The organism is Streptomyces sp. NPDC003247, assembly GCF_042888135.1.
Lineage (GTDB): Bacteria > Actinomycetota > Actinomycetes > Streptomycetales > Streptomycetaceae > Streptomyces.
Window position 1 is genome coordinate 107,168 of sequence record NZ_JBIAPF010000009.1, and the last position, 15,003, is coordinate 122,170.

At 72.2% G+C, this 15,003-nt stretch carries 13 protein-coding genes and 1 riboswitch; of the genes, 6 read left to right on the forward strand and 7 right to left on the reverse strand.

The features are described from left to right. Positions 1-227: 227 nt before the first annotated feature. Positions 228-1,667, reverse strand: a complete 1,440-nt coding sequence (locus ACFYWQ_RS28645; RefSeq protein ID WP_389520217.1) for a gamma-aminobutyraldehyde dehydrogenase — start codon at positions 1,665-1,667, stop codon at positions 228-230. Between the two features lie 169 nt (positions 1,668-1,836). On the opposite strand from ACFYWQ_RS28645, the gene ACFYWQ_RS28650 reads away from it, so the two are divergent. The 6 genes from ACFYWQ_RS28650 (at position 1,837) to ACFYWQ_RS28675 (ending at position 7,768) form a co-directional block, all read left to right on the forward strand. Next, positions 1,837-2,352 (forward strand): Lrp/AsnC family transcriptional regulator, encoded by a 516-nt coding sequence (locus tag ACFYWQ_RS28650; protein ID WP_389520219.1) that lies wholly within the window; start codon positions 1,837-1,839, stop codon positions 2,350-2,352. A 19-nt stretch (positions 2,353-2,371) separates the two neighbouring features. Beyond that, entirely contained in the window at positions 2,372-3,736 is a 1,365-nt protein-coding gene (locus ACFYWQ_RS28655; RefSeq protein ID WP_389520221.1) for an aspartate aminotransferase family protein, read from the forward strand. A 232-nt stretch (positions 3,737-3,968) separates the two neighbouring features. Continuing rightward, positions 3,969-4,712: an ABC transporter ATP-binding protein gene (locus ACFYWQ_RS28660; protein ID WP_389520223.1), complete on the forward strand. Its 744-nt coding sequence runs from the start codon at positions 3,969-3,971 to the stop codon at positions 4,710-4,712. Beyond that, positions 4,694-6,232, forward strand: a complete 1,539-nt coding sequence (locus ACFYWQ_RS28665; RefSeq protein ID WP_389520224.1) for a hypothetical protein — start codon at positions 4,694-4,696, stop codon at positions 6,230-6,232. Before ACFYWQ_RS28660 ends, ACFYWQ_RS28665 begins: the two co-directional genes overlap by 19 nt. 160 nt (positions 6,233-6,392) lie before the next feature. Further along, entirely contained in the window at positions 6,393-6,812 is a 420-nt protein-coding gene (locus tag ACFYWQ_RS28670; protein ID WP_389520226.1) for a VOC family protein, read from the forward strand. A gap of 242 nt (positions 6,813-7,054) precedes the next feature. After that, positions 7,055-7,768 (forward strand): LAETG motif-containing sortase-dependent surface protein, encoded by a 714-nt coding sequence (locus ACFYWQ_RS28675; RefSeq protein WP_389520228.1) that lies wholly within the window; start codon positions 7,055-7,057, stop codon positions 7,766-7,768. A gap of 78 nt (positions 7,769-7,846) precedes the next feature. Here ACFYWQ_RS28675 and ACFYWQ_RS28680 read toward each other — a convergent pair whose 3' ends face one another. The 6 genes from ACFYWQ_RS28680 to frr form a co-directional block, all read right to left on the reverse strand. Further along, positions 7,847-8,869 (reverse strand): ABC transporter ATP-binding protein, encoded by a 1,023-nt coding sequence (locus ACFYWQ_RS28680; RefSeq protein ID WP_389520230.1) that lies wholly within the window; start codon positions 8,867-8,869, stop codon positions 7,847-7,849. Next, complete coding sequence (locus ACFYWQ_RS28685) at positions 8,870-10,558, reverse strand: ABC transporter permease (protein ID WP_389520231.1); 1,689 nt, start codon at positions 10,556-10,558, stop codon at positions 8,870-8,872. Then, positions 10,534-11,616: a thiamine ABC transporter substrate binding subunit gene (locus ACFYWQ_RS28690; protein WP_389520233.1), complete on the reverse strand. Its 1,083-nt coding sequence runs from the start codon at positions 11,614-11,616 to the stop codon at positions 10,534-10,536. The genes ACFYWQ_RS28685 and ACFYWQ_RS28690 overlap by 25 nt, the downstream gene beginning before the upstream one ends. Before the next feature lie 70 nt (positions 11,617-11,686). Further along, a riboswitch (TPP riboswitch) is annotated at positions 11,687-11,793 on the reverse strand. Between the two features lie 59 nt (positions 11,794-11,852). After that, complete coding sequence (gene rlmN / locus ACFYWQ_RS28695) at positions 11,853-12,959, reverse strand: 23S rRNA (adenine(2503)-C(2))-methyltransferase RlmN (RefSeq protein WP_389520235.1); 1,107 nt, start codon at positions 12,957-12,959, stop codon at positions 11,853-11,855. Positions 12,960-13,091: 132 nt separating this feature from the next. Next, complete coding sequence (locus tag ACFYWQ_RS28700; protein ID WP_389520237.1) at positions 13,092-14,381, reverse strand: phosphatidate cytidylyltransferase; 1,290 nt, start codon at positions 14,379-14,381, stop codon at positions 13,092-13,094. Continuing rightward, the gene (frr, locus tag ACFYWQ_RS28705; RefSeq protein WP_389520238.1) at positions 14,381-14,938 is read right to left on the reverse strand and encodes a ribosome recycling factor; all 558 of its coding nucleotides are present in this window, start codon (positions 14,936-14,938) and stop codon (positions 14,381-14,383) included. Before frr ends, ACFYWQ_RS28700 begins: the two co-directional genes overlap by 1 nt. Between the last annotated feature and the right edge of the window lie 65 nt (positions 14,939-15,003).

Consider the following 15,003-nt stretch of genomic DNA (forward strand, 5'->3'; position numbering starts at 1 on the left):
CTCCGCACGGCCGTCGACACCCGATCAGCCCCCGCACGGACATCGCCATCCAATCAGCCCCCGCACAGCCGTCGACACCCGATCAGCCCCCGCACGGACGCCGACCCCCGATCACCCCCCGCACGGACGCCGACCCCCGATCAGCCCCCGCGCGGACGCCGACCCCCGATCAGCCCCCGCGCGGACGGCAAGCCCTTCGGCGTCAACCGTCCGCGCCCACCGCGTGGTTACGCGTCCAGCGACGTCATCACGTGCTTGATCCGCGTGTAGTCGTCGAAGCCGTACGCCGAGAGGTCCTTGCCGTAGCCGGACTTCTTGAAGCCGCCGTGGGGCATCTCGGCGACCAGCGGGATGTGGGTGTTGATCCACACGCAGCCGAAGTCGAGCTTCTTGGACATGCGCATCGCGCGGCCGTGGTCCTTGGTCCACACCGAGGAGGCGAGGGCGTACTCGACGCCGTTGGCCCACTCCACGGCCTGGTCCTCGTCGGTGAAGGACTGCACGGTGATGACCGGGCCGAAGACCTCCTTCTGGATGATCTCGTCGTCCTGCTTCAGGCCGGAGACGACGGTCGGGGCGTAGAAGTAGCCCTTGTCGCCGACCCGGTGGCCGCCCGCCTCGACCTTGGCGTGGGCGGGGAGGCGCTCGATGAAGCCGGAGACCTGCTGGAGCTGGCTGGGGTTGTTCAGGGGGCCGAACAGCACGTCCTCGTCGTCGGGCTGCCCCGTCTTCGTCTCGGACGCGGCCTTGGCGAGCGCCGCGACGAACTCGTCGTGGACGGCCTCCTGGACGAGGACGCGGGTGGCGGCCGTACAGTCCTGGCCGGCGTTGAAGAAGCCCGCGACGGAGATGTCCTCGACGGCCTTGGCGATGTCGGTGTCGTCGAACACGACGACCGGGGCCTTGCCGCCGAGCTCCAGGTGGACCCGCTTGAGGTCCTTGGACGCCGACTCGGCGACCGACATGCCGGCGCGTACCGAACCGGTGATGGAGGCCATCGCGGGGACGGGGTGCTCGACCATCAGGCGGCCGGTGTCGCGGTCGCCGGTGATGACGTTGAAGACGCCCTTGGGCAGGATCGAGCCGATGATCTCGGCGATCAGGACCGTGGAGGCGGGGGTGGTGTCCGACGGCTTGAGGACCACCGTGTTGCCCGCCGCGATCGCCGGGGCGAACTTCCACACGGCCATCATCATCGGGTAGTTCCACGGCGCGACCTGCGCGCAGACGCCGACCGGCTCGCGGCGCACGATCGAGGTCAGCCCCTCCATGTACTCGCCGGCGCTGCGCCCCTCCAGCATCCGGGCCGCGCCCGCGAAGAAGCGGATCTGGTCGACCATCGGGGGGATCTCCTCGGTGCGGGTCAGCCCCACCGGCTTGCCCGTGTTCTCCACCTCCGCGGCGATCAGGTCCTCGGCGCGCTCCTCGAACGCGTCCGCGATCTTCAGCAGGGCCTTCTGACGCTCGGCCGGGGTGGTGTCCCGCCAGCCCGGGAAGGCCGCGGCGGCGGCCCGCATGGCGGCGTCGACGTCCGCCTGCCCGGACAGCGGCGCGGTCGCGTACGCCTCGCCGGTCGCGGGGTTGACCACCTCGGTGGTCCGTCCGTCGACGGCGTCCCGGAACTCACCGTCGATGTAGTTGCGCAGACGACGCAGCTCGGTGCTCACTGCCGGCCTCCTGTCAAGGTCGAACTGTCCAATCGCTGAGACACCCACCCTAATCGGCAGCGCGACGTTTTCAACACCCCCGGTTGGGCCATTACTGCGAAATCCGCAGGATGCGATCACGTAAACAACGGATTTCATCGCACCGACCTTGCGGAACCATCGATCCGTCGTGCACAGTGAGGCCGTGGCCAGTCGAAGCGCAGAGCACCGGGACTCCCGCGAGTCCAAGAACGGCACCCCGCACCTGGATGCCGTCAGCCTCGCCATCATCGAGCAGCTCCAGGAGGACGGCCGCCGGCCGTACGCCGCGATCGGCAAGGCCGTCGGCCTGTCCGAGGCGGCCGTGCGCCAGCGCGTCCAGAAGCTGCTCGACCAGGGCGTGATGCAGATCGTCGCCGTCACGGACCCGCTCACCGTGGGCTTCCGCCGGCAGGCGATGGTCGGGATCAACGTCGAGGGCGATGTGGAGTCCATAGCGGACGCGCTCACCGACATGCCGGAGGTCGAGTACGTGGTGATGACCGCGGGCTCGTTCGACGTCCTCGCCGAGATCGTCTGCGAGGACGACGACCACCTGCTGGACGTCATCAACAAACGCATCCGTGCCCTGCCCGGCGTGCGCTCCACCGAGAGCTTCGTCTACCTGAAGCTGAAGAAGCAGACCTACATGTGGGGAACCCGATAACCGTGAGGACCCGATAACCGTGAGCACCAAGGACCTCAGCCGCAGCGCGTACGACCACCTGTGGATGCACTTCACCCGCATGTCGTCGTACGAGAACTCCCCGGTCCCCACCATCGTCCGGGGCGAGGGCACCTACATATACGACGACAAGGGCAAGCGCTACCTCGACGGTCTCGCCGGCCTGTTCGTGGTCCAGGCCGGCCACGGCCGCACGGAACTGGCGGAGACGGCCTTCAAGCAGGCCCAGGAGCTGGCGTTCTTCCCGGTCTGGTCCTACGCCCACCCCAAGGCCGTGGAGCTGGCGGAGCGCCTCGCGCACCACGCCCCGGGCGACCTGAACAAGGTCTTCTTCACCACCGGCGGCGGCGAGGCGGTCGAGACCGCCTGGAAGCTCGCCAAGCAGTACTTCAAGCTGGTCGGCAAGCCCACCAAGTACAAGGTCATCTCCCGCGCGGTCGCCTACCACGGCACCCCGCAGGGCGCCCTGTCCATCACCGGCCTGCCGGGGCTGAAGGCCCCCTTCGAGCCGCTGGTCCCGGGCGCGCACAAGGTCCCGAACACCAACATCTACCGCGCCCCGATCCACGGCGACGACCCCGAGGCCTTCGGCCGCTGGGCCGCCGACCAGATCGAGCAGCAGATCCTCTTCGAGGGCCCGGACACGGTCGCCGCGGTGTTCCTGGAGCCGGTGCAGAACGCCGGCGGCTGCTTCCCGCCCCCGCCCGGCTACTTCCAGCGGGTCCGCGAGATCTGCGACCAGTACGACGTGCTGCTCGTGTCGGACGAGGTCATCTGCGCCTTCGGCCGCCTGGGCACGATGTTCGCCTGCGACAAGTTCGACTACGTGCCGGACATGATCACCTGCGCCAAGGGCATGACCTCGGGCTACTCCCCGATCGGCGCCTGCATCGTCTCCGACCGCCTGGCCGAGCCGTTCTACAAGGGCGACAACACCTTCCTGCACGGCTACACCTTCGGCGGCCACCCGGTCTCCGCGGCCGTGGGCCTCGCCAACCTCGACCTGTTCGAGCGCGAGAACCTCACCCAGCACGTCCTGGACAACGAGGGCGCCTTCCTGTCCACGCTCCAGAAGCTGCACGACCTGCCGATCGTCGGCGACGTCCGCGGCAACGGCTTCTTCTACGGCATCGAGTTGGTCAAGGACAAGGCGACGAAGGAGTCCTTCAACGACGAGGAGACCGAGCGCGTCCTGTACGGCTTCCTGTCCAAGGCGCTCTTCGACAACGGCCTGTACTGCCGTGCGGACGACAGGGGTGACCCGGTCGTCCAGCTCGCCCCGCCGCTGATCTCCAACCAGGAGACGTTCGACGAGATCGAGCAGATCCTGCGCGCGACCCTGACGGAGGCGTGGACGAAGCTGTGACCCCCGGGCGGACCCGCCTCCCCGCGGTCCGCCCCACGGTCCGCTTCCCGCAGTGACCGACACCGGCCCCGGCGCCGCCCGTTCGAGTGAGAAACGGGCGCCCGGGGCCGTGTGCTGTCCGGATGCCCGTCATGAGCTGCCTAGCGTGCCAGTGACCGATCGGCCCTGCCTTCGTTCCCCCGGACGGGGGAAAGCGCACGGGAACCACAGATCTGAACCGAGGTGTACGCCCATGGAGGCCCCGCCGGACAACGACGTGCTGTGGGCACGGTCCCTGCACTTCACGCACCACGACGGCTCCCCCGCCCTGGGCGGGGTCTCGCTCGGCGTGCGGGAGGGCGAGATCCTCGCCGTGACCGGCCCGCGCGGCAGCGGCAAGACGACCCTGCTGCACTGCCTGTCCGGCCTCGCGCCCGCCCAGCGCGGCGAGGTCTGGTTCAACAGCGTCCCCGTGCACACGATGGGCCCGATGGCCCGGGAACGGCTGCGCCGCGACCGCTTCTCCTGGATCGACCCGGCCCCCGTGCTCGTCCCCGAACTCACCGTCTGGGAGAACACGGCCCTCCCCCTGATGCTGCGCGGCACCAGCCGCCGCCGCGCCAAGGCCTCCGCCCTGGAGTGGCTGGACCGTCTCGACGTGGGCGAGCGGGCCGGCCGCCGGCCGCACGAGCTGACCCAGGCCGAACGCCAGCGCGTCTGCATCACCCGCGCCCTGGCCCCCGCCCCCTCGGTCCTCTTCGCCGACGAGCCGACCGCCCCCCTGCACCGCGCGGACCGCTCCCACGTCCTGCGCACCCTGACGACGGCGGCCCGCTCGCACGGCATCACCGTCGTCCTGGCCACCCACGACGCGGAGACGGCGGCCCTCGCCGACCGCACGGTGTCCCTCCTGGACGGCCGGCGGGTGAACACGGTCCACCTGCCGCCCGTCACCGCCGAGACGGAAGGCCGGGCGGCGTGCTCGCTCTCCGCCTGACCCGCAGCGCCCACCCCGCCGTCCAACTGCGCCGCCTGCTGGTGGCGACGGCCTCGGCGGGCACGGGCTTCCTCCTGCTGTGCACCCTCGGCAACGCCCTCGTCCACCCCGGCACCCCGGCCGCCTCCACCCTCCGGCTGGCCTGGTGCGTGGTCCCCGTCGCGGCGACGGTCCAGCTCGCCCTGGCGGTGGCCCGCACGGACCCCGGCACCCGCCCCCGCCCCGGTCTGGCGGCCGCCGGCCTCGGTCCCGCCCGGCTGATGGCCGTCTCCGCGACGACGACCGCCCTGTCCACCACCGTCGGCTCCCTGCTGGCCCTGCTGGTCTTCCTCCACCTCCGCGGCGACCTCACCGGCATGCCCTTCGACAGGGCGGCCGCGGGCTACCTGGCCGCGGGGGTCCCCCTCCCGCTCCCGGCGGCCCTGACCCTGCTGGCCCTGGTCCCGGCCACGGCCTCCTCGGCGGTGGCGTGGTCCCTGCGTCCCCGGGACGCCCGGCCGACGAACCCCCGGGGCGCGGTGCGGGCGCTGCGGCGGTTCGCGACGGGCGCGCGCACGCCCGGCGAGACGTTCGGGGCCTACGGACGGTTCCGGGCGCGGGCGGCGGTCCGCCCCGCCGACGACGGCCGGCCGTCCCGTCCGGCCACCCCCGCCGCCACGGTCACCACGGGCGGCCGCGCCACCGCCGTGACGGCGATCCCCCCGCTCCGGCTGAACCGGACACCGGCGAGGACGGACGGCCCGACGGGCGGCCCGACTGGCGGCCCGACTGGCGGCCCGACGGGCGGCCCGCACGACGGTTCCCCGGCGTCGGGCGACATGGCCGGCGCCCCTTCGGCTCCGGCCGGGGCCACCCCCGCCCCGGCCGGAGCCGACGACCCGGCCGACGCACCCGTCCAGGTCCCCGAGCCCCCGGCTCCGCACCCCACCGCCCTGCCCTGGGGCGCGGCCCTCCTCGCCACCGGCCTCGCCGTGGAGGCCTACGCCACCCACACCACGGACGGCACCCGCCTCGCCCTCCCCGGCGGCCCCACCGGTCCCGCCACGGTCCTCGTGGGCTGGGCCCTCACCGCCGTCGGTCTCGCCCTCGCCGGCCCCGGCCTCACCCACCTCTGCGGCCGTCTCCTGCAAGCCGTCCGCCCCGGCGCCCTGCGCCTGCTGGCCGGCCGCGGTCTGATGCAGGAGGCCTCCCGCATCGGCCGCCCGCTGGGCATCGTCAGCGCGGTGGCCTCGGGCGCGTACGCCCTGGCCGCCCTGGACGACCCGGCCGACCCGGCCGCCGGACCGCTCACCACGCTCGGCGCGCTCCTGGTCGCCGGCTGCGCCCTCGCCACCCTGCTCACCGCGGCCGTGGAGGCACGTCAGGCGCGCGCCGACACCACCGCGGCCCTGCTCCGCCTCGGCGCCCCGACGACGGTGCTGCGCAGCGCGGCCGCCCTGCGCGCCGGCGCGCTCGCCGTGCTCTTCGTCCCCCTCACCCTGCTCGTGGCCGCGCTCGCGTCCCTCCCCCTGGACCGCTGAGCCCTCGCGCGGAAAACACGCGAAAAAAGATCTCCGGACTCCGATGAGTTCCGCGCGGCCCGCCGGTCCACCCCCACGAACAGCACGCACACCCCGCACGCGCCGTACGCGGGCCCCCGCACGGGCCGCGCACGGAAGCACGTACCGATGGGAGACACCGATGACCGCCTCCGCCTACCAGCAGATGATCTTCGTCAACCTGCCCGTGGACGACCTCGAGGCCTCGAAGAAGTTCTTCACCGGGCTGGGCTACTCGATCAACCCGCAGTTCAGCGACGAGAACGCGGCCTCCGTGGTGATCAGCGACACGATCGTCGCGATGCTGCTCACCAAGCCGTTCTACGCGACGTTCACCAAGAAGGAGATCGCGGACGCCACGAGGACCAGCGAGGTCCTGGTCGCGCTGAGCGCCGAGAGCCGCGAGAAGGTCGACGAACTGGTCGACCGCGCGCTGGCGTCGGGCGGCACGCCCAGCGGCGACACCCAGGACCACGGCTTCATGTACGGCCGTTCCTTCGACGACCTGGACGGCCACACCTGGGAGGTCGTCTGGATGGACCCGGCGTCGATCGAGGGCTGACCGCCCGTCGGACGGCGGGCACGGGACCGTACGTGAGGGGAACGAGGGGGAACCGGAGGCGCTGAAACGTATCGCCGGTTAATAAGCGGGCAAAGCCAGGAGTGCTGAACCATCAGCACGTTGACAGTGCTTATGGAACGCTTATAGACCTGTGAGCCTCCCGGGGATGCCGTCGCCCGCCTAGTTCAGGGGCGTCAACTCCCCGGTCACCCCCCTCAGTTGCGCATCACGTAAGGACAAACGTGTCCCCATCCCGCCGTACCGCCGCCCGTCCGGTGCGCATGCTCGGTGTCGCCGCCGCCGCGGCCGCCCTCGTCCTCGGGGCGTCCGCCTCCGCGTCGGCCTGCGACATCGCGGACTTCTCCGCCGCGGCCTCCTGCGACGGCGCCGAGGGCGTCATCACGGTCGTCGACAAGGACCCGACGGCGACCCCCGCCGTCGTCACCGTCTACCTCCAGAACAACAACGCCGACCTCAGGCAGATCGGCGAACAGGAGGTCACCGGCTCGGCCGAGGGCGTCACCGTCACCTTCCCCGAGGACTGGCAGCCGAACGCCGAGTACCGGATCCACGTGACGGCCGGCGACGACGTCAACGCGGACATCACGCCGAACCTGAAGACCCCGGCCAAGGCCTGCACGGCCGACGACACCGCCACCACCCCGACGCCCTCGCCGTCGCCGTCGGACTCCTCCCCCGCCCCGGACGAGTCCGCGTCCGGGTCCGCCACGCCGGCCCCGTCGTCCCCGGCGGCCTCGGCCTCCGGGAGCGAGAGCACCGCGGCCGCGGACTCCGGCGCGAGCAACGCCCCCTCGCCCGCCGTCGGCGAGTCCCACCTCGCCGAGACCGGCGCCGACTCCCACACCGGGCTGATCGTCGGCCTCGCCGTCGTCCTGGTCGCCGTGGGCGGCGGCGCGGTCTTCCTCGGCATGCGCCGCCGGGGCACCAGCCGCTGAACCCGCACGGCCCGCCTCCTCCGGAGACCCCGGCGCAGGCGGGCCGTCGGCGTCCGCGGCCTTCGGAGACCGGCCCGGTCAGTCGAGCACGACGACGTCGGCCGGATCGAACACCACGCCCACCACGTCCCCGACCTCCGGCGCCAGCCGCAGCGCGCACGCGGCCTCCAGGCGCGGCGCGTCCTCCGGCTGGAGGTGGACGGCGACATGCGTGCCCTTGAAGGTGCGGGCGGCGACCGTGCAGCGCAGGCCCTCGCCCGCGTCGGCCAGCCGCACCCCGGCCGGCCGGACGAGCAGGGTGCGCGTCCCCTGCGGGGAGCCGGCCGGCACCGGCACCTTGCCCCACGGGGTGACCGCGGCCTCCCCGGCGACGCCCGCCTCCACCACGTTGTCGAAGCCGAGGAAGCGGGCGACGAACGCGTCCGCCGGCCGCTGCCACACCTCCAGCGGCGTACCGGACTGGGCGATGTGCCCCTCCCGCATCACCACGACCCGGTCGGCCAGCGCGAACGCCTCGCCCTGGTCGTGGGTGACCGCCAGCACGGTGGTGCCCAACCGCCCGAACAGCTCCCGCAGTTCGACGACCAGCCGCTCCCGCAGCGACCGGTCGAGCTGCCCGAGCGGCTCGTCCAGCATCAGCAGCCGGGGCCGGGGCGCGAGCGCCCGGGCCAGCGCGACCCGCTGCTGCTCACCGCCGGAGAGCGCGGCGACGGCCCGGCGGGCGGCCCCCGGCAGCCCCACGAGATCGAGCAGCTCCGCCACCCGCTCCCGCTGCTGCCGCCCGGGGACGCCGTGCATCCGCAGCCCGAAGGCCACGTTGCCGCCCACGTCCCGCTGCGGGAAGAGCTGGTGGTCCTGGAACATCAGCCCGAGCTCCCGCCGGTGCGCGGGCACGCCCGTCTGGTCGCGCCCGTCGAGCAGCACCCGCCCGGCGTCGAGGGGCTGGAGCCCGGCCACCGCCCGCAGCAGGGTCGACTTGCCGCTGCCGCTCGGCCCCAGCACACACACCACCTCGTGCTCGGCGACGGCGAGGTCGACGGCGTCCAGCACCGGCCGCCCGCCGCCGAACCGCACGGTCGCACCTTCGAGCCGCAGCAGCATCTAGAACTCCCCCGTCCGGTCGGTCCGCAGCCGCTCCAGCACCAGCAGGGCCACCGCGCACACCAGCATCAGAATTGTCGAAAGGGCCATCGCCTGCCCGTAGTTGAGCTCACCGGCCCGGCCCAGCAGCCGCGCCACGGCGACCGGCAGCGTCGGGTTGTCGGGCCGTGCGATGAACACCGTCGCCCCGAACTCCCCGAGCGACACCGCGAAGGCGAACCCGGCCGCGACGAGCAGCGCACGCCGCACCATCGGCAGGTCCACCTCCCGCCACACCCGCCACGGCGACGCCCCCAGCACCGCCGCCGCCTCCCGCAGCCGTACATCCACCGCGCGCAGCACCGGCAGCATGGTCCGTACGACGAAGGGGACGCCGACCAGCGCCTGGGCCAGCGGCACCAGGATCCAGGTGCCGCGCAGGTCCAGCGGGGGCTCGTCCAGCGCGATCAGGAACCCGAAGCCGACGGTCACCGCGGAGACGCCGAGCGGCAGCATCAGCAGCGCGTCGAACCCGCGGACGAGGCGTCCGGCGTCCCGGCGGGTCAGCGCGGCGGCCGCCAGCCCGCCGATCACCACGGCGATCGCGGTGGCGGCGAGCGCGTACTGGAGGGAGTTGCCGATCGCGTCGATCGGCGGAACGAGGAAGACATGGCCGTCGTCGCCGGTCAGCGCCCGGTAGTAGGCGAAGTCCGGCGCGTCCAGCGAGCGCTGGACCAGGACCGCCAGCGGCAGCAGGATCAGCACGACGACGGTGGCCAGGACGCCGGCCAGCAGCGTCCACTGCCCGGCCCCGCGGGGCCGCCGCGCCGTCAGGGAGGCGTCCACCAGCCGCAGCGCGCTCTCCCGCCGCCGTACGGTCCAGGCGTGCACGGCGAGGACCGCGCCGACGGCGGTGAACTGGACGATCGTGAGGACGGCCGCCGTGGACAGCTCGAACAGCTCCGACGTCTGCCGGTAGATCTCGACCTCCAGGGTCGAGAAGGCGGGCCCGCCGAGGATCTGCACCACGCCGAAGGAGGTGAAGGTGAACAGGAACACCATGAGCGCGGCCGCGGCCACGGCGGGCCCGAGGGCCGGGAGGGTCACCCGGCGCCACGCCCGCCACGGCGACGCGCCCAGCATCCGCGCCGCCTCCTCCTGCCGCGGGTCGAGCTGCGCCCACAGCCCGCCCACCGTCCGCACCACGACCGCGTAGTTGAAGAAGACGTGCGCGGCCAGGATCGCCCACACCGTGGTGTCCAGCCGTACGCCCCACAGCTCGTCGAGGAGTCCGCCGCGCCCGACGAGCGCCAGGAAGGCCGTCCCTACGACGACCGTCGGCAGCACGAACGGGACGGTGACGACGGCCCGCAGGACCTGCTTGCCGGGGAAGGAGAGACGGGCGAAGACGTAGGTGGCGGGCAGGGCGACCAGCAGGGTGAGCGCGGTGGAGGCGAGCGCCTGCCAGGTGGTGAACCACAGCACGTGCCGGATGCCGGGGTCCCCGAGCACGTCGAGCAGGCGCCCGGCGTGCCACGTCCCGTCGGAGCCGAGCCCCCGCGCGACGATCGCGGCGACGGGGTAGGCGAAGAAGACCCCGAAGAACGCGACGGGCAGGGCCATGAGCCCGAGCCGCGCCGCGCTCCCGGAACGGCCCGTGCGGGCCGCCGGGCCGCCCGCCTTCGTCACTTCAGTACGAGTGAGGTCCACGACTTGACCCACTGGTCGCGGTGGGCGGCGATGTCCGCCGGGGCCATGGTCTCGGGGTCCTCGGCGGCGGGCCCGTACGCGGTGAACTCGGCGGGCACGGCCGCGCCCTTCAGCACCGGGTAGACGAACATGTTGAGCGGCATGTCCTCCTGGAAGCGCTTCGAGATCAGGAAGTCGATCAGCGCCTTGCCGCCCGCGCTGTTGGCCGCGTTGCTCAGCAGTCCCGCGAACTCGACCTGCCGGAAGCAGGTGCCGGTCGCGACACCGGTCGGGGCGGTGGTCGGCCGGGGGTCCGCGTAGATCACCTCGGCGGGCGGCGAGGAGGCGTAGGAGACCACGAGCGGCCGGTCGCCGCCGGCCTTCTTCCCGCCGGCCGAACCGGAGAACTCCTCGTTGTAGGCCTGCTCCCAGCCGTCGACCACCTTCACGCCGTTGGCCTTCAGCTTCTTCCAGTAGGCCTGCCAGCCGTCGTCGCCGTACCTGGCCGCTGTGCCGAGGAGGAAGCCGAGGCCGGGCGAGGAGGTGGAGGCGTTCTCGGTGACGAGGAGGTTCTTGTAGGCGGGCTTCGTCAGGTCGTCGAAGGAGGTGGGCGGGGCCAGCTTGTGGTCGGCGAAGTACTCCTTGTCGTAGTTGACGCAGATGTCGCCGTAGTCGACGGGCGTGACCCGGTGCTTGTCGCCGTCGAGCCGGTAGGCGGCGTCGACCTGGTCGAGCCCCTTCGCCTCGTACGGCTGGAAGAGGCCGTTGTCGAGGGCGCGGGACAGGAGCGTGTTGTCGACGCCGAAGAAGACGTCGCCCTGCGGGTTGTCCTTGGTGAGGACGGCCTTGTTCACGGCCTGCCCGGCGTCGCCGTCGGTGAGGACCTTCACCTGGTAGCCGGACTGCTTCTCGAACTCCGCGAGCACGTCCTTGGAGACGGCCCACGAGTCATGGCTGATCAGGGTGACGGTGGTGGAGCCGGAGCCGGACGCGGAATCGTCCGACGATCCGCACGCCGACAGCGTGACGAGGCCGAGGCCGAGGCCGACGGCCGCGGCGACGAACGTCCTGGTGTGCACTGGTTTTCCTCCTGGGGTTGACCAGGAAGAGACGCGGCCCCGCCCGGCGGACCCGGGCGGGGCACAACAGCTTGAGCGGTGACCGAACTTCCTACCCAGAATGACCTGGGCGAGGTTCAGAGGGTCTGCGGCCTGGTGCCGCACTCTCAGCGCTGTGGCGCTCCCCTGTCGGAATATGAAGATGTCGTCAGATCTACAGATGTCGGATGATGTGAAGATGTCGTACGGCGCTCAGACTACCGCTCGGTGGCCGCGAGCTGACCGCAGGCCCCGTCGATCTCCTGGCCCCGGGTGTCCCGGACGGTCACCGGCACCCCGTGCGCGGCGATGGCCTCGACGAACGCCTTCTCGTCCTCGGGCCGGGACGCGGTCCACTTCGAGCCGGGCGTCGGGTTGAGGGGGATCAGGTTGACGTGCACCGGTCGGCCCCTGAGGAGGCGTCCGAGGCGGTCACCGCGCCAGGCCTGGTCGTTGATGTCACGGATCAGGGCGTACTCGATGGACAGCCGCCGGCCGGACTTCTCGGCGTACTCGAACCCGGCGTCGAGCACCTCGCGCACCTTCCACCGGGTGTTCACCGGGACGAGGGTGTCGCGCAGCTCGTCGTCCGGGGCGTGCAGCGAGATGGCGAGCCGGCACTTGAAGCCCTCGTCGGCGAACCGGTGGATGGCCGGCACCAGCCCGACGGTCGACACGGTGATCCCGCGCTGCGACAGCCCGAGCCCGTCCGGTGTGGGATCGGTCAGGGCGCGGACGGCGCCGACGACCCGCTTGTAGTTGGCGAGGGGCTCGCCCATACCCATGAAGACGATGTTGGACAGCCGGGCCGGCCCTCCGGGGACCTCCCCGTCCCGCAGGGCCCGCATCCCGTCGACGATCTGGTGCACGATCTCGGCGGTCGACAGGTTCCGGTCGAGCCCGGCCTGCCCGGTCGCACAGAACGGGCAGTTCATCCCGCACCCCGCCTGCGAGCTGATGCACATGGTCACCCGGTCCGGGTAGCGCATCAGCACCGACTCCACGAGCGTGCCGTCGAAGAGCCGCCACAGGGTCTTGCGGGTGGTGCCCTGGTCGGTCGACAGATGCCGCACGACCGTCATCAGCTCCGGCAGCAGCGCCTCGCGCAGCTTCTCGCGGGCCCCCGCGGGGATGTCGGTCCACTCCGCCGGGTCGTGCGCGTACCGCGCGAAGTAGTGCTGCGACAACTGCTTCGCCCGGAACGGCTTCTCACCGATCCCCGCCACCGCCTCCTTCCGCTCGGCGGGCGAGAGGTCGGCGAGGTGCCGCGGCGGCTTCTTGGCTCCGCGGGGGGCGACGAAAGTGAGTTCTCCGGGCTTAGGCATGGCCTTACCAGTGTCGCAGATCGACTCGGGTGCCCCGGCTCGCCGTCGTGGCACCCCGCCCCGGGCCGTGACGACGGCGAGCCCCCGTCCGCCGGGGACGGGGGCTCGCTCGACGCGGGTGGGCGGGTTCCGTCAGGACGATCCCACGAAGAGCACCAGCAGCAGCCACACCACCGGAGCCGTGGGCAGCAGGGAGTCCAGACGGTCCATGATGCCGCCGTGGCCCGGGAGCAGGGTGCCCATGTCCTTGATGCCGAGGTCCCGCTTGATCATCGACTCGCCGAGGTCGCCGAGCGTGGCACTGGCGGCGACCGCGAGGCCGAGCAGCAGGCCCTGCCACCAGGTGCCGCCGTCGATGAGGAACTGCATGCACAGCGCACCCGCGACCATCGCGAACGACACCGCGCCCAGCAGGCCCTCGCGGGTCTTGCCGGGGCTGATGCGCGGGGCGAGCTTGTGCCGGCCGAAGCGCCAGCCGACCGCGTACGCGCCGGTGTCGCTGACCACCGTCAGGAGCAGGAACGTCAGCACGCGCTGCGCCCCGTCCTCGGCCGTGAGCATCATGGCGACGAAGGTGGCCAGGAACGGCACGTAGAAGGCCGCGAAGAGACCGGCCGTGACGTCCTTGAGGTAGCCCTCCGGCGGTTCCGTCATCCGCCAGACGAGAACCGCGAGAGCGGTCAGGGCCATGGCAAGCCAGGCGCCCTCGGCCCCCCGGACGTACCCGGCGACGACCATCGCCGCACCACCGAGCGCCAGCGGCACCAGGGGCGCCTTGATGCCCTTGCGCTCCTGGAGCCGGCTGGTGAGCTCCCACAGGCCCACCACCACGGCGATCGTTATGACGCCGATGAAGACGGCCTTCACCACGAACAGCGAGGCGACGATCACCGCGCCGAGCCCGACGCCCACCCCTATCGCCGCACCCAGGTCCCGGCCCGCGCTCTTCTTCTGCGGGGCGGGCGCCGGCTGCGGGGCGTCGGGCATGGGATCCGGATTCTGCGACACCGCCGCAGGGGGCAGCGCCGACGGGGTCTCGTCGCGGAACGGCTCGTTGCGGAACGTCTCCTCGCGGAACCCCCCGCCGGGGGGCATCCCGCCGGGGAACGTCCCGCCCGGGGGCGGCGTCCCCCCGCGGTACGGCTCACCGTGAGTCGCCTCACCGGGAACCGCACCGCCGCGGAACGTCTCGTCCCGGAACAGGGGGCCACCCCTCCGAGCGGCCCCCCGGTCGTCATCCTGGTGTCCGTCGTCGGCGGGGACGTCGGGGACGATGGGCATGGGGCGAGTCTGCTGCGCCTCAGGCGCATCGTACGCGGGACCCGCCGGGGAAGCCCCCTGGACAGGGCCCTGGTGAGTGGGCCCCCAGTACCCGGTCGGTGAACCGGCGTGCGGCGGAGCGCCCCAGGAAGAGTCGTTCATCAGACCTCGAGCAGCTCCGATTCCTTGTGCTTGAGGAGCTCGTCCACCTGGGCGACGTACTTCGCGGTGGTGTCGTCGAGCTCCTTCTCCGCACGGCGGCCCTCGTCCTCGCCGACCTCGCCGTCCTTGACGAGCTTGTCGATCGCGTCCTTGGCCTTGCGGCGGACGGAGCGGATGGACACCTTGGCGTCCTCGCCCTTGCCCTTGGCGACCTTGATGTAGTCGCGGCGGCGCTCCTCGGTGAGCTCGGGGAACACCACGCGGATGATGTTGCCGTCGTTGCTCGGGTTGACGCCCAGGTCGGAGTCGCGGATCGCCTGCTCGATGTTGCGCAGCGCGCTCTTGTCGAACGGGGTCACGACCGCCATGCGCGGCTCCGGCACGGAGAACGAAGCCAGCTGGTTGATCGGCGTCGGCGCGCCGTAGTAGTCGGCCACGATCTTGTTGAACATCGCCGGGTGCGCACGGCCGGTGCGGATCGCGGCGAAGTCCTCCTTGGCGACCACGACGGCCTTCTCCATCTTCTCCTCGGCCTCGAGGAGGGTCTCTTCGATCACCACTTGCTCCTGCGTGTCTTGAGTAGGCCCGGCTGCGGTTCCCTGTCGGTGGCGGCGGCCGGCTG

Excerpts from the sequence above, each read along its gene's own strand:
- ACFYWQ_RS28660 (WP_389520223.1), top strand. The coding sequence starts at position 3,969 with ATGGAGGCCCCGCCGGACAACGACGTGCTGTGGGCACGGTCCCTGCAC.
- ACFYWQ_RS28670 (WP_389520226.1), top strand. The coding sequence starts at position 6,393 with ATGACCGCCTCCGCCTACCAGCAGATGATCTTCGTCAACCTGCCCGTG.
- ACFYWQ_RS28680 (WP_389520230.1), bottom strand. The coding sequence starts at position 8,869 with ATGCTGCTGCGGCTCGAAGGTGCGACCGTGCGGTTCGGCGGCGGGCGG.
- rlmN (WP_389520235.1), bottom strand. The coding sequence starts at position 12,959 with ATGCCTAAGCCCGGAGAACTCACTTTCGTCGCCCCCCGCGGAGCCAAG.
- ACFYWQ_RS28700 (WP_389520237.1), bottom strand. The coding sequence starts at position 14,381 with ATGAACGACTCTTCCTGGGGCGCTCCGCCGCACGCCGGTTCACCGACC.